General features: G+C 65.2%; 19 protein-coding genes. 9 read left to right on the top strand and 10 right to left on the bottom strand.

Features of this window, described 5'->3' with window-relative positions; translation table 11 throughout:
* Positions 1 to 4: 4 nt before the first annotated feature.
* Together IVB19_RS12090 and IVB19_RS12085 are read right to left on the bottom strand one after the other, a co-directional pair.
* Entirely contained in the window at positions 5 to 910 is a 906-nt protein-coding gene (locus IVB19_RS12090; RefSeq protein WP_018458498.1) for a VOC family protein, read from the bottom strand.
* 16 nt (positions 911 to 926) lie between these two features.
* Entirely contained in the window at positions 927 to 1,919 is a 993-nt protein-coding gene (locus tag IVB19_RS12085) for a zinc-dependent alcohol dehydrogenase family protein (protein ID WP_247300175.1), read from the bottom strand.
* A gap of 112 nt (positions 1,920 to 2,031) precedes the next feature.
* Between IVB19_RS12085 and IVB19_RS12080 the strand changes: the two genes are divergently transcribed.
* The 3 genes from IVB19_RS12080 (at position 2,032) to IVB19_RS12070 (ending at position 4,293) form a co-directional block, all read left to right on the top strand.
* Positions 2,032 to 2,733, top strand: coding sequence for a GntR family transcriptional regulator (locus IVB19_RS12080; RefSeq protein ID WP_018458496.1), 702 nt, complete (start codon positions 2,032 to 2,034; stop codon positions 2,731 to 2,733).
* Between the two features lie 93 nt (positions 2,734 to 2,826).
* Entirely contained in the window at positions 2,827 to 3,690 is an 864-nt protein-coding gene (locus tag IVB19_RS12075; protein ID WP_018458495.1) for a fumarylacetoacetate hydrolase family protein, read from the top strand.
* Between the two features lie 9 nt (positions 3,691 to 3,699).
* A complete protein-coding gene (locus tag IVB19_RS12070; protein ID WP_018458494.1) occupies positions 3,700 to 4,293 on the top strand; it encodes an amino acid synthesis family protein in 594 nt (197 codons plus the stop codon).
* A 9-nt stretch (positions 4,294 to 4,302) separates the two neighbouring features.
* Here the strand turns inward: IVB19_RS12070 and IVB19_RS12065 are convergent, their stop codons facing one another.
* A complete protein-coding gene (locus IVB19_RS12065; RefSeq protein ID WP_026233595.1) occupies positions 4,303 to 5,130 on the bottom strand; it encodes an MBL fold metallo-hydrolase in 828 nt (275 codons plus the stop codon).
* A gap of 95 nt (positions 5,131 to 5,225) precedes the next feature.
* On the opposite strand from IVB19_RS12065, the gene IVB19_RS12060 reads away from it, so the two are divergent.
* The gene (locus tag IVB19_RS12060) at positions 5,226 to 6,083 is read left to right on the top strand and encodes a LysR family transcriptional regulator (protein WP_018458492.1); all 858 of its coding nucleotides are present in this window, start codon (positions 5,226 to 5,228) and stop codon (positions 6,081 to 6,083) included.
* Here the strand turns inward: IVB19_RS12060 and IVB19_RS12055 are convergent.
* A complete protein-coding gene (locus tag IVB19_RS12055; protein ID WP_018458491.1) occupies positions 6,080 to 6,841 on the bottom strand; it encodes a hypothetical protein in 762 nt (253 codons plus the stop codon). The two genes, IVB19_RS12060 and IVB19_RS12055, sit on opposite strands and share 4 nt — an antisense overlap.
* Positions 6,842 to 6,856: 15 nt before the next feature.
* Entirely contained in the window at positions 6,857 to 7,045 is a 189-nt protein-coding gene (locus IVB19_RS12050) for a hypothetical protein (protein WP_018458490.1), read from the bottom strand.
* Between the two features lie 253 nt (positions 7,046 to 7,298).
* Here IVB19_RS12050 and IVB19_RS12045 point away from each other — a divergent pair, with 253 nt between their 5' ends.
* On the top strand, positions 7,299 to 8,285 hold the full coding sequence (locus tag IVB19_RS12045; RefSeq protein ID WP_018458489.1) for a DUF2336 domain-containing protein: 987 nt from the start codon (positions 7,299 to 7,301) through the stop codon (positions 8,283 to 8,285).
* On the opposite strand, the gene IVB19_RS12040 is transcribed toward IVB19_RS12045, so the two are convergent.
* The 3 genes from IVB19_RS12040 to IVB19_RS12030 are packed head-to-tail and all read right to left on the bottom strand — an operon-like array spanning position 8,282 to position 11,286.
* Positions 8,282 to 8,626, bottom strand: coding sequence for a DUF1491 family protein (locus tag IVB19_RS12040; protein ID WP_018458488.1), 345 nt, complete (start codon positions 8,624 to 8,626; stop codon positions 8,282 to 8,284). The two genes, IVB19_RS12045 and IVB19_RS12040, sit on opposite strands and share 4 nt — an antisense overlap.
* 55 nt (positions 8,627 to 8,681) lie before the next feature.
* Positions 8,682 to 9,377 carry a peptidoglycan-binding domain-containing protein gene (locus tag IVB19_RS12035; protein WP_018458487.1) on the bottom strand — a complete coding sequence of 232 codons (696 nt, stop codon included), beginning with the start codon at positions 9,375 to 9,377 and terminating at the stop codon, positions 8,682 to 8,684.
* Positions 9,370 to 11,286: a PAS domain-containing sensor histidine kinase gene (locus tag IVB19_RS12030; RefSeq protein ID WP_088930786.1), complete on the bottom strand. Its 1,917-nt coding sequence runs from the start codon at positions 11,284 to 11,286 to the stop codon at positions 9,370 to 9,372. The genes IVB19_RS12035 and IVB19_RS12030 overlap by 8 nt, the downstream gene beginning before the upstream one ends.
* A gap of 384 nt (positions 11,287 to 11,670) precedes the next feature.
* Between IVB19_RS12030 and IVB19_RS12025 the strand changes: the two genes are divergently transcribed.
* Complete coding sequence (locus IVB19_RS12025; RefSeq protein WP_018458485.1) at positions 11,671 to 12,096, top strand: DUF5330 domain-containing protein; 426 nt, start codon at positions 11,671 to 11,673, stop codon at positions 12,094 to 12,096.
* Positions 12,097 to 12,164: 68 nt separating this feature from the next.
* A complete protein-coding gene (locus IVB19_RS12020) occupies positions 12,165 to 12,596 on the top strand; it encodes a SufE family protein (protein WP_018456863.1) in 432 nt (143 codons plus the stop codon).
* A gap of 5 nt (positions 12,597 to 12,601) precedes the next feature.
* On the opposite strand, the gene IVB19_RS12015 is transcribed toward IVB19_RS12020, so the two are convergent.
* A complete protein-coding gene (locus IVB19_RS12015) occupies positions 12,602 to 13,018 on the bottom strand; it encodes a Ros/MucR family transcriptional regulator (protein ID WP_018456864.1) in 417 nt (138 codons plus the stop codon).
* A gap of 189 nt (positions 13,019 to 13,207) precedes the next feature.
* Positions 13,208 to 14,083 (bottom strand): hypothetical protein, encoded by an 876-nt coding sequence (locus IVB19_RS12010; RefSeq protein ID WP_018456865.1) that lies wholly within the window; start codon positions 14,081 to 14,083, stop codon positions 13,208 to 13,210.
* A gap of 313 nt (positions 14,084 to 14,396) precedes the next feature.
* Between IVB19_RS12010 and IVB19_RS12005 the strand changes: the two genes are divergently transcribed.
* Together IVB19_RS12005 and IVB19_RS12000 are read left to right on the top strand one after the other, a co-directional pair.
* The gene (locus IVB19_RS12005) at positions 14,397 to 16,046 is read left to right on the top strand and encodes an ArnT family glycosyltransferase (protein ID WP_247300178.1); all 1,650 of its coding nucleotides are present in this window, start codon (positions 14,397 to 14,399) and stop codon (positions 16,044 to 16,046) included.
* Between the two features lie 187 nt (positions 16,047 to 16,233).
* The gene (locus IVB19_RS12000) at positions 16,234 to 17,013 is read left to right on the top strand and encodes a class II aldolase/adducin family protein (RefSeq protein ID WP_018456867.1); all 780 of its coding nucleotides are present in this window, start codon (positions 16,234 to 16,236) and stop codon (positions 17,011 to 17,013) included.
* The last annotated feature ends 16 nt before the right edge of the window (positions 17,014 to 17,029 follow it).

Genomic DNA, 17,029 nt, shown 5'->3' with positions numbered 1-17,029 from the left:
TCCGCTAGCGGGCGAACTCCGTGCATTCAGGCGATGGCGGCATGCCCCAGACGTCGCGCGGCAGGCCGACCCAGACTTTTGGCCGCTGCGGTCGATCGCGATGCCAGGGACGCGGCTCGAAATAGCCGAGCGCCTCGTCGGTCATGCGGTCGAGATCGAAGAACAGCTCGACCACATGCCCGTCGGGATTGCGGTGGTAGATCGCGGTGTTGTGCCCGGGGCCATGACGCACCGGCCCCCAGAGAACCGGCAGCTTGTGCCGCGCGAGATGATCGCAGGCCTCGTGCATGTGGGCGGCACCACGCAGCTCGAACGCGACATGATGCAGGCCACGGACGGGCGCGCGGGCGAAGTTCAGCGTGTGATGTTCGAAGCCGCTGCGCATGAACACGAAGCGATCCTCGATCCAGTCGGAGACGCGCAGGCCCATCATGTTCGCGTAGAACTCCGAGGCCGCGCGCGGATCGGGCGTAGCAAGCGCGACATGGCCGATCTTGCTGACGGCAAGCGCTCCGATCCGCTCCTGCGCGGGCGTCGGCGTCCAGCCCTGGATCAACTCGAAGCGCGTTCCTTCGGGATCGCTGAACGACAGCAGCCTGGAAACGCCAGGCAGGGGATCGCTCTGAAGTTCGGGCCGCAGATCGGCCTGCTTCAGCGCCGCGCCGAGCGTCTCGATCTGGACATCGGGAGCTATCTCGAAGGCGATGCTCGTCAGCGCCGCGTGGCCGGGTTCGATCACCAGCGAAAGCTGCTCGGCATCGTTGGCGAGGAAGATGCGGTTGCCGTCGCGGCCGACGAGGCCAAGACCGATCGCGGCGCGGTAATAGTCGAGCAACCGCTCGGGATCTGGCGAGGCAAAGCTCGCGTGCCGGAGCCGGGTGAAGCGTGCAATGGGTGCTTGTGTCGTCATTGTGCGATCCACCCCCTCATGGCGTCATGATGATCTTGCCGAGCGCGGAGCCCTGCTCGAGCAGCGTGTGGGCCTGCCTGACCTCGTCGAGCTTCAGGACCGCCGAGATCGCCGGCTTGATCGCATTGCGGCTCAGCGCGTCAATCACATTGCGCATGAGCGCGCGACGCCCGTCGCGATCGTGGTCGTAGATATGAAAGGAGAAGCAGCGTATCGCCGGGCAGATGTCGAGATGGTCGCGCATCGCCGCCATCAGGTTTTCTTCCGGCAACCCGGCGAAGGCGTTGTACGACAGCAGCGTCCCCCATTTGCCGAGCGCGCCGAGATAGCCGGTGAACTCAGGCCCACAGACGTGATCGAGCACGAGGCCGACGCCCTCGCCCTTGGTCAGCTCGCGGGCCCGCGCCACCACGTCTTCGCGGCGGTAGAAGATGATCTCATCGGCGCCGTTGCCCCGCGCGAATGCGGCCTTCTCCTCGGTGGAGACCGTGCCGATGACATTCATCTGTGCGAGCTTGGCAAGCTGTACCAGCGCGGTGCCGACACCACCCGCCGCCCCGATCACCAGCACGCTCGCCGGTGCGCGCGGATGGCGGCACTCGTGCAGCAGCGCGTAAGCGACCTGGTAGTTCGACAGGCACACGGCCGCCTGCAGATCGACATTGTCGGGCAGCACATGAATGGCGTCCGCAGGCGCGACCACATAGTCGGCGTAGCAGCCGCCGCGCTGCGACAGGTCGCGTGCGCTCAGCAGCACCTTCTGGCCGATCGCAAGCCCCTCGACGCCGGACCCGAGCGCGGCGATGCGGCCGGCGACGTCGTTGCCCGGATTGGCCGGCAGTGGCGGCATCCATTTGTAGACGCCACGCCGGATCAGCACATCGGGCTGCCCAACGCCGAACGCTTCGGCGCGAATCTGCACCTGGCCTGGTCCGGGCACAGGCACCGGAAGCTCAACCAACTCGAGTGCATCCGGCCCACCCGGCTGACGCACCAGCACCGCTCTCATGATGTCACACGCCTCCCCAGCTATATTTTCGAAAATCATACCGTTTACGAAAATTATTGCAAGATGGTCGTTGGCGCGGCATGTTGAGCCATCGATTCAAATGACAGAAATCATGTCCGAAAGCGCCATTCGCTCCCGCAAGGAATTCGGCAAGACCGTTGCCGCCGACATCACCCATCGGCTGCGCGAGGAGATCATTGCCTGCGGCCTGGCGCCGGGCGAGCCGCTGCGATTCGACGTCCTGCGCGAACGATTCGGCGTAAGTTTCACGACGCTGCGCGAGGCGCTGACGGCGCTTACCGCCGAAGGCCTGGTCGACGCGCAGGAGCAGCGCGGATTTCGGGTGGCGCCGGTCAGCCGCCAGGACCTGGTGGAAGTCACCGATGCCCGGGTGCTGATCGAGGTGGAATTGATCCGCCGCGCGATCGAGCGGGGCGACGACGACTGGGAAATCGCCGTCATCTCGACCCTGCACAGATTGAAGCGAATCGAGCAGCGCGATCCGGAACATCCCCTGCGCGATCCCGAATGGAAGATCGCCCACCGCCAATTCCACCAGGCGCTGGTGTCCGCCTGCGGCTCCGCGACACTCCTCGCCATTCGCGCCGATCTGTTCGATCGCGCCGAGCGCTATCGGCACCTTTCGGCCAATTTCCGCCCCCGCCCGCGCGACAAGGCCGGCGAGCACCAGGCGATCATGCAAGCCGCCATCTCGCGCAATCCGGATCTCGCGGTGCAGCTGATCGAGGCGCATATCCGCACGACCGCCGACAACGTGGCGACCTACGCCGCGCATCTGCTCGATACCGAATAGGCGGCAACGGCTTTTTATCGCCGCGGGCTTGCGCCTCGCCTGATTTTCGAAAATAATAGGCAAGATCGAAAATGCCAACCTTTGAGGCGTACCATGAAGCTGCTGTCGTTCTTGGATGGGAATCGGGAGAGCTGGGGCGCCGTTGCCGAGAATGGCGTGGTGGATCTCGGTCGCGCCCTGCCCCAGTATCCTGTTCTCGCGGACTTCCTCGGCAGCGACGACTATGCGCGGCGCGAGGCCATCGTCGCCGGGCACAAGCCCACAATGGCGCTCAGTGACGTCAAATATCTGCCGGTGATCCCGCGTCCGGAGAAGATCGTCTGCGCCGTGCGCAATTATCTCGACCACCACAATGAAGCCGTGGCGTTCGGGATGAAGCGCGAGATCACGGAATTTCCGCCGATCTTCCTCCGGGTCTGGCGCTCCCAGGTCGCGCACAACGCGCCGGTGATCCGGCCGAAAGTCTCGGACAATTTCGACTGGGAGGGCGAGCTTGCCGTGGTCATCGGCAAGAGCGGCCGTCACATCAGCCAGGCCGACGCCTGGGATCACGTGGCAGGCTATTCGATCTACAACGACGTCAGCGTGCGCGACTGGCAGCGTCACGCCCAGCAGATCGCCTCCGGCAAGAACTTCGTCGGCACCGGCCCGTTCGGACCATGGCTGGTGACGCCGGACGAGATCGGCGATCCCACCAAATTGAAGCTCGAGACGCGCGTCAACGGCGCGGTGGTGCAGTCGTCCGACACCTCGATGCTGATCTTCTCGATTCCGCGGCTGATCGAGTACAGCTCGACCATCTTCGACCTCGTCCCCGGCGACGTCATCGCCACCGGCACGCCGGCCGGCGTCGGCTTCACTCGCAAGCCGCCTGTTTTCCTCACGCCCGGCGATGTGGTCGAGGTCGAGATCGAGAACATCGGCGTGCTGCGCAATCCCGTCGTCGACGAAGCATAGCGCCTGCGCATGTCGTCTCAAGACGTGTCCCATGACATCCGCAAGACCGCGCTTAGCGTCGAGACCACCTGGCACGAGCGCGGTCCCCGGCTGGAGAAGCCTCTGCTGGTCGGGACGGCCATTGCGGTGATCCGCAATCCTTTCGCGGGCCGCTTCGAACCCGACCTGATGCCGTTTCAGGCATCCTTGCGCGAACTCGGGCGCGAGCTCGCAACACGGCTGATCGCGCAGCTCGGCGGCGCCGCGCAGATCGAAGCCTATGGCAAGGGCATCATCGTCGGCGAGGACGGCGAGCTCGAGCACGGCGCGGTCTGGCACGAGGCCGGCGGTCAGGGCATGCGCGAGGTGCTCGGTCAGCCCAAGGCGATCGTTCCGGCGGCGAAGACCATCGGCGGTCCGGGCACGCGGCTCATGGTTCCGCTCGGGCACATCCACGCCGCCTATGTCCGCAGCCATTTCGGCACCGCGGAGATGACGCTGTGGGATTCACCACGGCGCGACGAGATCGCCTTCGGGCTCGTGATGGCGACCGGCGGCCGGCCTCACGCGCGCATCGGAGGCCTCGCGGCATCCGCGATCTCCGCGCACGACGGACAGCGCTGACGGGCGCGATCAATGCGCGTTGCAGCGGCAACGCTCGTAATCGACGGGATCATGGCTGTTGACGATCGTGACGCGTTCGCCGTGGTTCAGCTTCAGCGCGCGCAGTCGCACCTGGTTGGCGATCCGCATGCCGCGGTCCATGTCGGCGCGACGCTGGAAATAGCCCAGCACCAGCGGCATGCGGGGCGATGCGTCGAGCTGGCCGTGATGGAAATAGCTGTCGCCGGCGTGCAGCAGCCATTTGTCGCCTGATCGCACCGCGATACCGCAATGGCCGAGCGTATGGCCGGCGAGCGGGATCATCAGGATGTCCGCCTCTGCGTCGCCGAGGGCGCGCACGCCCTTGAAACCGAACCAGTCTTCGCCGGCTTCGCCATAGAATGTCCAGCTCGGTCCATGGCTCCACTGCCCGGTGACATAGCGCCCTTCCGGCGGCGCCGGCTTGCGCTGCACCGCCATGTCGTATTCGGCGCGATGGACATGGATCGCGGCATGCGGGAAGTCCGGCACGCCGCCAGCGTGATCGCGGTCGAGATGGGTCAGCAGCACATGGCGCACGTCCTTGGGGGAATAGCCGAGTGCCTTCACCTGTTGCACCGCCGTCTCCGCCGGATCGAGCCTTGGCGCGGTCTGCCGCAGCCATCGTCGTCCCAGCCGATCGGGCGTTGCGATATCGCCAAGTCCAATGCCGGTATCGACCAGGGCGAGCCCGTCATTGGTCTCCACTAGCAGGCAATGGCAGACCATGCGGGCGCGCTGGAACAGGCTGCCGGTGCCGTTCACGAGGCGCCGCCCCATCGGGCACATCGTGCCGGTGTTGAGATGGTGAATTTTCATCGCGCGTTCCCTGCCTGTTGTGAGCAGAGCGTTCTTGTCATCGTTAGATCCATAGGTAAAATATCGAATATTGATAATATCTCTAGGCATATCCTATGGACATACGCGAACTCCGCTACTTCGCCGCCGTCTACCGCGAGCGCAACCTGACCGCGGCGGCGCGCGTCTGCTTCGTTTCGCAGCCGTCGATCTCCACCGCGATCACCCATCTGGAGGCCGAGCTCGGCACCACGCTGTTCATCCGGCACAAGAAGGGCGTCGCGCCAACCGCCTCGGCCGAGCAGTTTCACACGCTCGCCCGCCGCATCATCGACGAGACCGACGCGGCGCGCAGCCTGTTCAGGAGACCGAGCACCAAAACCAATGTGACGCTCGGCCTGATGCGCACGCTCGACGTGCCCCGGACGATCGCACTGCTCAAGCCGCTGACGGCGCGCGCCGACATCGCACTCCGCCTCGTCGGCAGCGACGAGCGCGCCGACGCGCGGATCATCTCCAAGAGCGTGCTGCGCGCTGACGAACATTTCGTGGCGCTGTGGAGTGAGCGCTATGTCGCAGCGCTGCCGCCGTCGCATCCGCTGGCCCTGAAGGAGAAGCTTCGCACCGCCGATCTCGCCGGCGTCCCCTTGATCGACCGCTGCCATTGCGAGCAAAGCGAGTTCTTCCGCCGCAACCCGCAGGCCCGACAGACCGCGGCGATCGCGCAATCAGAGGATTGGGCCATGGCGCTGGTCGCAGCCGGCGTTGGCATCGCCATCGTCCCGGAAGGCGTAGCGCGCGGCAATCCGGATGTCGCGGTGCGCGAGATCGAGGTCAAGGTCAAGCGCGAGGTCGGGCTCGCCTATCGCGCATCCGTGCCGCTACCGGATGCGCTGAAGGATCTTGTCAGCAAGCTCCGGAAGCAGCGGCGCAAGCCCGCGGGGCAACGATCGCGCGCCCGCGGAAAATCCTAACCCTTCGAGACGACCGCACGGCCGTAGGGCGGCTGGGCCGCGACCGGCGGGTTGGCGGTCTGGGCGGCGAGTTCGCCGATCAGGCGGTCGGCATCGGCGGCCATGCCGTCGGGCGCCTGGATCACCAGCCGCTCCAGACCCCAGCGATAGGACGACACGCGCTGCTCGAGGCACTGCTGCACCCACTGGATGATCAGCGAATTCTCCTGCATGCGCTCGACCGCGTCCTCCTTCTCCTTCGGCGAGAGGGAGGAGACGCGCGCCATGCTGGCATTGCGCTTCTTGTCGAGGTCGATGACGCGGATCGCGGAGGCGAAGAACGGCTCGAAGCGGGTGATGTCGTTGCGCACGTCTTCCATCAACTGCGTATAGCGCGAAGAATGCGAACGGTGCGGCTCGTCGATCAGCGTGCGACCATACATGGTGCGGTCGAACACGATCGTTTGCCGCCAGGGCGAGGGCAGCGCTTTGTAGTCGCCGAACACGCTCTTCCAGGCGGGCCGCGACAGCGGCGGCTCGATCAGGGGATAGGCGAGGTCGCGAAGCTGGCGCTCCTCGTCGGTGAGCTGGAATTGGGATGGCTTCAGGCCAACGCTGGAGGTGACTTCCGCGCCCAGCCAGCGATGCATGTCGTCGCTGCGCATGTCGGCACGGGTCCGGCCGAAATCGCCGCCACTACAGGCGGCAAGCGTCGCGCCCAGCACTGCGAGCATGAGGGCCGTTACGATGGGCCGGATCTGACGGAGGTTCTCCGGCATTGCAAAGTCCGAAGGCTAACGGCGACGACGACGGCGCCCCGGCGCTGTGCCCTGCTCCGGCCCGTGATCGCCGCTGGTTTCGTCGCTCTCGCGCTCGATGCGGATCACGGGAAGGATCAAAATCGTGCCCATGTCCGCGCGCGGAGCCACGTCCACCGACGCGCCCACCCGGCGACCGGCCGGAAATTCGATGATGGTCCCCATATCAGCTCTCTTCAATTGCCGCGCGACCCGGCGCGCCTCTGCAACATGGGGATCATTAAGATCAGTTCATGGTTAACGGGGTGTAAACGTGCCGGCGGCACCGTAACCGCACGGGCGGGACCCACCGTCCCGTTGCGGCACGAGAACGCTTCAAAGCAGGCGTTCGGCTTCACGCCTCGTTTTCCTTAACGAGCCTTTAAAGGAGCCCGCGATAGGCTCCGGCGAGTATCTCTTCCAGGTCGCGTATCTCTCCATGACCAAGTCGTTGTTTCCAGGATTCGACGGGCTGATGACCCTCTCCCGTCGCGAAGGCGTCGATGTTCGTCCGACGCTGCTGCGCGTGCTGACCGACCTCTATGTCCAGTCGAGCACCCACAGCGACGACGAGCAGCGCCAGTTCGTCGAGCTCGCCACACGACTGATCGACCAGGTCGACGACGCGACGCGCGCGGCCGTCAAGGCGCGGCTTGCGATCTATCCGTCGACGCCCGCCCCGATCATGCAGAAGCTCGGACTGTCGGCCGCGCAGGAGGGCCGCAGGGTTCCGCTCGCGCGCGAAACCCCGGCGCCCGCCTCTGCTCCCCCTCCTGCCCCCTTGCCGGTTCGCACGCCAAGCGACGCCGAGCTGCGCATGGCCTCGAACATGGCAATGCAGCCAACGGACGCGGCCGATATCCACGACATGTTCTTCCGCGCCGGCGCCCCCGAGCGCGCGCTGATCCTGCACAATCTGGCGCAGACCCCGCTGAAGGCGGCGCCGCGGATTCCGATCGTGCGCGCCAAGCGCGCGATCCAGATCCTCGAGATGGCGGCGATCGCGGGCGATGTCGAGAATTTCACCTCCGAGCTCGGCGACAGCCTGATCCTGCCCTCGCGCGTCGCAGCCCAGATCGTCGACGATGCAAGCGGCGAAGCGCTCGCAGTCGCCGCGCGCGCGCTCGACATGCCGAGCCCGGTGTTCCAGCGTATCCTGCTGTTCTTCAAGCCGGAGATCGGCAACTCCGTGACCGACGTGTACCGGCTGTCGCGTCTTTACGATCGCCTCAGCGATCGCGCGGCGCTGGTGATGCTGGCCGCCTGGCGCGGCTCGACGCTCGCCGTCACCCGCGCAAAGTACCAGCCCTCGCTGCATGACAGCGAGCGCCAGCGCGCACGTGTGGGCGCAAGCCAGACGCGCCCGGGCGTGCAGCCCGGCTCCGCGCCCGCGGTGCGGACAGGGACTGACGGATCGGATCGTTAGGCCTTCGCCAGCTCGAGAAAATGCCGCCCGGCGCGGTCTTCGGTCTCGACGATCCAGATATCGGAGTCGAAGCGGATTTCCTTGGTCAGGCGCTCCTCCACCGCGGGCTCCGGCATCGGTTGCGGCGCAAGCGGCACAAAGAAGCGATCGACCGGCCGACCGTCGTCATAAGAGGTCTGCGGCGCCGGCACATAGAGCATCGCATTGCCGTCAAGCAGCGAGACCTTCACGAACACCGCACCCGCCTCCTCCGCGCCGCGACGCCGCACCGCGCCGTACACGCCCTCGGTCTGGCACCGGCGCAGATAGGCTGAGACCCAGATATTTGATTTCAAACGCATGGAGCGCACGATAGGACAGCGCTGCAATCAGCACCAGCCTTCGCAACAGTCACGACTATTCGACGGGGTGTCCGATCGCGGCGCCGAGCTCGCGGAGCAGGCGGTCGGACAGCTGGCCGGTGACCTGCATCTTGTGCTCGCGCTCGAATTTCTGGATCGCGGACTGGGTCTCGGCGCCCATCGCCCCCGTGATCTTCAAATTCCCGTAGCCATATTCGGACAGCGCGCGCTGCACGCCGGCGATGCGCCGCGCGGCCGGGCTCTGCTGCACGGGGATCGGCGCCGGAGGACGCGTGACGGAGGGCGGCGCCGAAATCGTTTGCTTGACCAGATTGGTCATGGGATCGCCCGAGCGCGGCGTCGATGCGGTCGCCTCGACGGGCCTCTCCGGCGGCTTTTCCGCAGGTCTGGGTTCGGCACGAAACTCCGTCGCTCTCGGCTCGAGCGGCGAGGTATCGGCGCCGACGGGACGCGGACGCGGCAAGGGGTTCGACAGCGCCAGGGACGACGGTGCGGGAAGATTGATCACGGTGCCGAACATCGGCGCTGGATGCCGGCCGGTCTGCAGGAACAGCGCATTGGCAACGATCGCGCCGATGGCGGCAACGGCGACGAGACCGGCCAGGGTATCCTTGGGGCTATGCAGCAGCACGCGCAGCACGAGATTGCGCTCGGTCTCGACATCGATGACCGCGGCCTTGGCGCCACGGCGGCGCGGAGCGGCTTCGTCCTTGGCAGACTTTTTAGGCACTTTTCTTCACCAGAGCGGGTTGGTCCTGAACTTGGTCGTGAGGATGGTCCTGAACTTCCTGGCGTAGCACCGGCGTCAGGGTCGCGATCTTGCTCTCGCTCGCCTTGCTGTCGGACATCTTGCCATCAGAAGTCTTCATATCAGACGTCTTGGCTTGCGGCGTGTAGACGAGCGGCAGCTTGACGGTGACGGCAGTGCCCTCGCCGAGCCTGCTTTGTACCGTCAATTCGCCGAGATGCAACGCCACCAGGCTCTTCACGATCGAAAGTCCGAGGCCGGTGCCTTCGTGACGGCGCTGATAGGTCTTGCCGGCCTGGAAGAACGGCGCGCCGATGCGCTTGAGATCGTCAGGCGCGATGCCTATACCGGTGTCGCTGACGCGCAGCGCAAGCTGCGAGCCCGAGACCGCGGCCGTGACGGTGACCTGACCGCCACGCTCGGTGAACTTGACGGCGTTCGCGACGAGGTTGAGCACGATCTGCTTGAAGGCGCGCGGATCGCCGGTCATGACAGGCAGGTCCTGCGGCGCATCGGTGACGAGATCGACGCCGTTCTCCCGCGCCTTCAGCGCCAGCAGATTGCAGCAATGCATCAATGATGCACGCGGCGCGAACGGTTCGGACGCCATCTCGAAATTGCCCGACTCCATCTTGGACATGTCCAGGATGCCGTTGACGACCGAGAGCAGATGCTGGCCGGAATCGTTGATGAGCTGGGCGTATTCCCTCCGCTGGGCCGCGCCCAGCATCAAGGTCTGCTCCTGCGTGATCATCTCGGAGAAGCCGATGATGGCGTTCAGCGGCGTGCGCAGCTCATGGCTCATGGTGGCGAGGAAGCGCGTCTTGGCGGCGTCCGCCGCCTCTGCAGCGCTGCGCGCCTGATCGAACGCCTGCTCCCCCAGCTTGCGGTCGGTGACATCGCGCATCACGGCGACGACATCGGCCTCGCGCGTGGCATCACGGCCCAGATCCTGATCGAGCGGGCGGCAGCGCATCTCGACCCAGATGAAATCAACCTGGCCGCGCTCCGAGCCGGCACGCTCCCGGCGCAACCGGAACTCAACGCTACGCACGTCGCCGCGCGCGGCATCGGACAGCGCCGTCAGATACGCCGGCCGATCGGCGACATGGACGCGATCGAACAGGCCGTGGCCGAGCAGCTGCGCGACGGGCACGCCGAGCATGGCTTCCACCGCCGGTGAAATGAACTGCACCGCGCCGTTGCGCTGATGCCGCGAGATGACGTCGCTCATGTTCCGCGCCAGGAGGCGGTAACGCTCTTCCTCACGCAACAGGAGCGCAACGCTGGTGCGCGCGAGCGATTCCGCTCCGAAGGCCAGACCTGCGGCATAGAGCGTCGCCGAGGCGACGCCGAACGCTATCAGCACGCCGCGTTCCGCAGCGCTGGTATCGCCAATCGTCAGCCAGCCGAGCTGGCTGACGAGGATCAGGATGCCGGCGCAGGACAGCGCCAGCAGCGAGGCAAAGGCCGCGACGCGGCGCGAGGCCGACAGCGCAGCTTCGAGGGGAACGACAACCAGCCAGATTGCGGCGAATGATTCGATGCCGCCGGTCGTCACCGCAACCGCCATGATCAGGCCCGAGAGCGCCAGCGACGACAGCACATGCGCGCCTTCGTAACGGCCGGTGCGCGACAGGAACCAGGACAACAGGATCGGCGCAATCAGCCAGGCGAAGGCTGCCACCTCGATCGCGCTCGGCGCGCCGCGCATGGCGAGATAGACCGGGAATGCGGCAAAGGCGGCTAGGCTGCCGAGCAGCCGCGGGGCCATGAAGGCACGATGGCGCGCTCGCGTCAGCGCGTCGTAACGCGCGGAGGGATGCAGCAGCGCATCGAGACAATCGCGGATGATACTCAAAACTGTCACGGGTCTCGCGCTTCGGCTCATTCGTCGGGAAGACGCGCCGGAACGCCTCCTTATCGTTGAGCCACCGTGTCAGAGCGACCTTAAACGAACACTAAGGCATCGCGGCGCGCCGCCGGACACCCCGTCATCGCAGGGCTTTTTAGACGATTTGACGACGTCATCGGCGAGGATGGTGAACACAGGGTTTCACCGTGATGCGCATGGTTTCGAAATGGTGGACGGGCGTGGCGGCAGCGCTCACGGCACGGACGTCAATCGAAAATTTACGACACCATCGATAGCAAAGATTCTTGAGTCAATTTTCCGCGAATTAAGCGGAAGGCAATCACTTGCGATTTATCGAGAGTTGCTAGGTCCGACATCCGCGGAGATCGCCGCGGCGGGATCTAACATACAGGTCGCAAGATGCGCTTTCTGCTTCGCATCACATTCTGGCTCGGGCTGGTGCTGGTGCTCCTGCCGCGGGACAAGACGCCCGAATCGGACAAGCTGCCGCAGATCGGCGCTGCCGACGCGGTGCAGGCTGCGACCGCGGCCGTCTCCGACATGACCCAGTTCTGCAAGCGCCAGCCAGCGGCCTGCGAGGTCGGCGGACAGGCCGCCACCATCATCGGCCAGCGGGCGCAGGACGGCGCAAAGAAGATCTACCAGATCATCAACGACAAGAAAGAGCAGCTCGAGAAGCCCGACAAGAAGGCGCCCGACCACACCGGCTCGATCGCGCTGGCCGGCGAAGGCGATCTTGCTGCGAGCGAGGCGCCGCGCGACACCCTGTCCCAGGACGACCTCGCGCTGGAATGGCGCGGCCCGGCGCCCGCGACAGCGAATTAGGGCCCAAACCCTATCGATTTCGGCGCTTTGCGTCCCTATATTGGCCTGAACGGGAACTTTGGGCCAGCATGACGACGATCGATGAAATCAGGGATAATTTCGAGATTCTGGACGAGTGGGACGACCGCTATCGGTACGTCATCGAGCTCGGCCGCACCCTGGAACCGATGTCCGAAGCCGAGCATTCGGCCGAGAACAAGGTGAATGGCTGTGTCAGCCAGGTCTGGCTTCAGAAGCTGATTGATCGTCGCGATGACGGCGCGCCGATCCTGACATATCGCGGCGACAGTGACGCCCACATCGTGCGCGGGCTGGTCGCGATCGTGCTGTCGCTTTACTCCGGCCGCACGCCACAGGAGATTCTTGCGACCGACGCCATTGCCGTATTCGACGAGTTCGGCTTTCGCGACCATCTGACGCCGCAGCGTTCCAACGGCCTGCGCTCGATGGTCGAGCGGATCAAGACCGACGCGAAAGAGGCGCTCGCGGAAGCGTCGTAGAAACTCTACTTCCGCTTCCGCTGCTGCTGTCCCAGTCCCATCTGCTTCGCAAGCTGCGAGCGGGCCACCGCATAGTTCGGTGCGACCATGGGATAGTCGGCCGGCAGGCCCCATTTCTCGCGATATTGCTCCGGCGTCATGTTGTATTGGGTGCGCAGATGGCGCTTCAGCGACTTGAAGCGCTTGCCGTCTTCCAGACAAACCAGATAATCGGGCGCGATCGACTTCTTCAGCGAGACCGCCGGCTTCGCTGGCTCGAGCGGCGCCGTCTCGGTGCGGCCTGACGAAACGCGCACCAGCGCGCCATGCACCTGGCTGATCAGATTCGGAATCTCAGCCGCAGGCGTTGGATTGTTGCTGAGATAGGCCGACACGATGCCCGCCGTCAGCTCAACGAAATTCTTAGCCCCAGCATCCGACATAAGCCCCGCCTTTCTCCACCTTGCGTCTCACGCGAGAGACGACGCCAAAGTATTCCGTGTCAACAATACGTTCGGCTGAAATGGGACGACTAAGGAATCCGGGCTGATTACTGACGAAGTGACAAGAACACCACCGCTTTACTTGTCTACGCTAGCCTTTGCCTGCACCAGATTTGCCTGCGCCCGCTCTCAAGCGCCGCGCTGGTCGAGGTGGGAGCGCAGCTCGTCGATCGAGGCAAAGCGCATCATCCCCTCAGGCATCTGGGCTTCGATCGAGCCATCGGAATAGAGCGAATAAGCCATGCCGTCGACGATGCCGGATTTGAGCACGGTCACAGGCGCCTGCTCGGCCGCAGCCGCAGGCTCGGGTGCGGGCGGCGGAGCAGGCTCAGCGAAGGTCGACGGCGAGCGCGGTGGCGGGCGCCGCGCGGCGGCCGGCGGCTCCGGAGGCCTCATACGGTCCGGCTTCGGCCAGGCGTCGTCAAAGCTCGCAGGCGGCGTCTCCGGGGCGGCAGGCTCCGCCGACGGCTCGGCATGCGGCAGCGGCGGCAAGCCCTCGCCGGTCTTCGCTTCCGCGCGCTCACGCTCCTTGCGGGAGGTCGAGGCGAACAACAGGTTGCGCCGGCGCGGCGGTTCCGGAACCTCAGGCGGGCTCGGAGCTTCCGGCGCTGGCGGCGGCTCGACGCGCGGACGCTCGCGCGCGGCTGCTTCGTTCTGCCAAGGCGGCGGTCCTGCGGCCGGCAATGGCGGCGCCGGCTCCATCTTCTCGGCGCCCGCCGGCTCAGGCGCGGGGGCAGGCGTCCCGGCCATCCCGAGACCCGGCAGCACGGGCCTGACCCGAACGTCGGATGGTGCAATTGATCCAGCCAGCCGGCGAGCGATGCCCTTCAACTCCGCGACCACCACGTAGAGGCCGGCCAGTAACAGTCCGGAGCAGACGCCGATGGTACCGGAGATTATGAGGGTACTGCCGAGACTGAATTCCCTGACGGTGAAGCCGAACAGGATCGCAAGGAGGCCCGCCAAAACGGCGAAAATCCCCGCGATCAACAATGCCAACGCCATCGAACTCACCCCCGGCCGCGCAGCCATACGCGACACTCGTCACGCCACGATACCGTCATCCGGTGTTCCACGCCAACGTCGAATTATAGGCTGCGTTCCTAAAGGAAAGGAAATCAGGGACTTATTCACATTCCCTTCAGCTACGGCTCGCTACTTCTAGGCTGCTCTCAAGTTGGTCGGATTTGCTGCGTTGCATCAGGAATTTAGCCATAATGCCCAATTACTTGGTAATGGAACTGCGCTATAGGGATTCCGGGGAGCAGGCCCGCGCGCACCAGCAGGGCCAAGAGGGGATTCCGGGTCACCAATAGCCATGACATCCATCACGACTTCGGCGATCGACACGCCTCTGCGGCGCTCGGTTGAACGGACTTGCGACGATCTCGCCATGCTGGTGCTGGCTGCGGTCGCCGTCATTGCAGGCTTGACCTTCCGCGACTATGGGCTCGGCTGGGACGACTACACCCACGCCGAATATGCCGACCTGCTGCTGCGCATGTTCGGTTCCGGTTTCAAGGACACCGCGGCACTCTCCTTCGCCAACCTCTATATGTATGGCGGCGGCTTCGACATGGTCGCGGCCCTCCTGCACAAGGTGATTCCGCTCGAGCTGTTCGAGACGCGCCGTCTGGTCGGCGCCGTCGTCGGCGTGATCGGACTTGCCGTGACGTGGCGGCTCGGCCGCCGTATCGGCGGCCCGCTTGCGGGACTTGCCTCACTCTTGCTGCTCGCGCTCTGCCCCATCTTCTACGGCCACATGTTCATGAACCCGAAGGATGCGCCCTTCGCCGTGGCCATGATCATCCTGATGCTGGGCCTTGTGCGCCTCGCCGAGGAATATCCGCGGCCTTCGCCGCGCACGATCTTGATCGTCGGCCTTGGTGCCGGCCTCTCGCTCGGCACCCGCATCCTCGGCGGCCTTGCGCTGGTCTATGCCGTAATCGGCTTCATGCCGCTGTTCCTGGAGGAACTGCGCAGCGAGGGCCTGCGCGAGTCGGTCCGACGCTTCGCTCATGTCGTCTACGTGCTGCTGCCCGGCCTCGTGCTCGGCTATCTCGTGATGGGGCTGATCTGGCCGTGGTCGATCATGGAGCCCGGCAATCCCTTCGAGGCGCTGACCTACTTCTCGCACTTCTTCGAGAAACCCTGGAAGGAGATGTTCGACGGCGCGATCGTATCCGTGCCTGACATGCCCTGGTCCTATCTGCCGACGCTGTTCGCACTTCAGTTGCCCGAGGTGATGCTAGTGCTGACGTTCGGCGCCGTGATCGGCACCTTGGTTATGCTGCCCCGCCGCGAGGTCCCAGCCCGCCGCAAGACCATCCTGCTGATGCTCACGCTCGCCGCGACGCTGCCGCTCGCGATCGCGATGGTGAAGCGACCGGCGCTGTACAATGGCATCCGCCATTTCGTCTTCGTGATCCCGCCGATGGCGGTGCTCGGCGGCGTCGCCTTTGGCTGGGCCATGGAGCGCCTGCGCGCCAATCATCGCACCTGGCAGCCGGTCGTGCTCGCCACCTTCTGCTTTGGCCTTGCGCTCTCGCTCGCCGAGATGATCCGCCTGCATCCCTATCAATACACCCACTTCAACCACATCGCCGGCACCGTGCGCGGCGCCGACGACCGCTTCATGCTGGATTATTGGGGCCTCGCGCTGAAGCAGGCCTCCGACGAATTGCGCGAGCAGCTGGTCGAACGCCAGGAAGTGCCGCCGCGCAACCGGAAATGGAAGGTCGCCGTGTGCGGTCCGCAGCGTCCCGCCCAGGTCGCGCTCGGCCCCGACTTCACCATTGGCTGGGATTCCAATGCCGCCGATTTCGCCATGACGCTCGGTGAGTTCTACTGCAAGGGCCTCACCGCCCCCGTGCTGGTCGAGATCAAGCGCGACGACGTGGTGTTCGCCCGCGTCTACGATATCCGCGGCAGCAGCATTTCCAGCCTGCTCTCGATCCCGGCGCCGTAAAAATTCTTCTCTCTTGTAGGACCGTAGCCCGGATGAGCGCAGCGACATCCGGGGCCTATCAGGCAGCCCCGCATGTCGCTTCGCCCATGCGGGCTACGCTGGACTGCCGCGCTTTGTGTGCCTTGCTGGCAGGTCGCGGCAGGACTACGCTCCCTCCCTGCAACAACGATGTTCGGAGAGATCAGCCATGTCGCCAGCGGAAGCGCGCCTGAAGGAAGTGCCGTCGAACATGACGGAGGCCGAGTGGCAGCAACGGGTCAATCTCGCCGCCTGCTATCGCCTCGTCTCGCTCTACGGCTGGGACGACTTGGTCGACACCCACATCTCAGCGCGCGTGCCCGGCCCCGACCATCATTTCCTCATCAACCCCTACGGGCTGATGTTCGACGAGATCACGGCGTCGAGCCTCGTCAAGGTCGATCTGCACGGCAACCAGCTCTCCGAGAGCGAATACAGCGTCAACCCCGCCGGCTTCACCATCCACTCGGCGATCCACGAGGTTCGCGAGGACGCCATCTGCGTGCTGCATCTTCACACCCTCGACGGCACCGCTGTCTCGAGCAGCGCCGAAGGCCTGCTGCCGCTGAACCAGACCGCCCAGCTCGTCACCCACGACCTCGCCTATCACGACTATGAAGGTATCGCCCTCGACCACGACGAGCGGCCGCGGCTGCAGAAGGACCTAGGCGACCACAACCACATGCTCTTGCGCAACCACGGCACGCTGACGGTCGGGCGCTCGGTCGCCTCGGCCTTCGAGCGCATGTATCACCTCGAGCGAGCCTGCTCGATGCAGGTGCGTACGCGCGCGCTGGGCACGCCGGTCTACCCGGTCGACGATGTCGCGATCGACAAGAACACCGAGCTGCTCGCCAACCGCGACCGCGCCGAGCTGCGCGCCACCAACCTCGTGTGGCCACCGCTGCTACGCAAGCTGGACCGCGAGCTTCCGGGCTACCGCTCTTGAAATTTTCGGGATTTGG

It is taken from the genome of Bradyrhizobium sp. 187, assembly GCF_023101005.1.
In the GTDB taxonomy this organism is placed as follows: domain Bacteria; phylum Pseudomonadota; class Alphaproteobacteria; order Rhizobiales; family Xanthobacteraceae; genus Bradyrhizobium; species Bradyrhizobium canariense_D.
The sequence above is the reverse complement of the archived record's forward strand: the minus strand, read 5'-3'. Positions and strand labels throughout refer to the sequence as shown.

Excerpts from the sequence above, each read along its gene's own strand:
- IVB19_RS12080 (WP_018458496.1), top strand. The coding sequence starts at position 2,032 with ATGTCCGAAAGCGCCATTCGCTCCCGCAAGGAATTCGGCAAGACCGTT.
- IVB19_RS12030 (WP_088930786.1), bottom strand. The coding sequence starts at position 11,286 with ATGAGCCGAAGCGCGAGACCCGTGACAGTTTTGAGTATCATCCGCGAT.
- IVB19_RS12090 (WP_018458498.1), bottom strand. The coding sequence starts at position 910 with ATGACGACACAAGCACCCATTGCACGCTTCACCCGGCTCCGGCACGCG.
- IVB19_RS12065 (WP_026233595.1), bottom strand. The coding sequence starts at position 5,130 with ATGAAAATTCACCATCTCAACACCGGCACGATGTGCCCGATGGGGCGG.
- IVB19_RS12015 (WP_018456864.1), bottom strand. The coding sequence starts at position 13,018 with ATGTCGGATGCTGGGGCTAAGAATTTCGTTGAGCTGACGGCGGGCATC.
- IVB19_RS12040 (WP_018458488.1), bottom strand. The coding sequence starts at position 8,626 with ATGCGTTTGAAATCAAATATCTGGGTCTCAGCCTATCTGCGCCGGTGC.
- IVB19_RS12020 (WP_018456863.1), top strand. The coding sequence starts at position 12,165 with ATGACGACGATCGATGAAATCAGGGATAATTTCGAGATTCTGGACGAG.
- IVB19_RS12010 (WP_018456865.1), bottom strand. The coding sequence starts at position 14,083 with ATGGCGTTGGCATTGTTGATCGCGGGGATTTTCGCCGTTTTGGCGGGC.
- IVB19_RS12070 (WP_018458494.1), top strand. The coding sequence starts at position 3,700 with ATGTCGTCTCAAGACGTGTCCCATGACATCCGCAAGACCGCGCTTAGC.
- IVB19_RS12005 (WP_247300178.1), top strand. The coding sequence starts at position 14,397 with ATGACATCCATCACGACTTCGGCGATCGACACGCCTCTGCGGCGCTCG.
- IVB19_RS12075 (WP_018458495.1), top strand. The coding sequence starts at position 2,827 with ATGAAGCTGCTGTCGTTCTTGGATGGGAATCGGGAGAGCTGGGGCGCC.
- IVB19_RS12055 (WP_018458491.1), bottom strand. The coding sequence starts at position 6,841 with ATGCCGGAGAACCTCCGTCAGATCCGGCCCATCGTAACGGCCCTCATG.
- IVB19_RS12045 (WP_018458489.1), top strand. The coding sequence starts at position 7,299 with ATGACCAAGTCGTTGTTTCCAGGATTCGACGGGCTGATGACCCTCTCC.
- IVB19_RS12025 (WP_018458485.1), top strand. The coding sequence starts at position 11,671 with ATGCGCTTTCTGCTTCGCATCACATTCTGGCTCGGGCTGGTGCTGGTG.
- IVB19_RS12085 (WP_247300175.1), bottom strand. The coding sequence starts at position 1,919 with ATGAGAGCGGTGCTGGTGCGTCAGCCGGGTGGGCCGGATGCACTCGAG.
- IVB19_RS12000 (WP_018456867.1), top strand. The coding sequence starts at position 16,234 with ATGTCGCCAGCGGAAGCGCGCCTGAAGGAAGTGCCGTCGAACATGACG.
- IVB19_RS12060 (WP_018458492.1), top strand. The coding sequence starts at position 5,226 with ATGGACATACGCGAACTCCGCTACTTCGCCGCCGTCTACCGCGAGCGC.
- IVB19_RS12050 (WP_018458490.1), bottom strand. The coding sequence starts at position 7,045 with ATGGGGACCATCATCGAATTTCCGGCCGGTCGCCGGGTGGGCGCGTCG.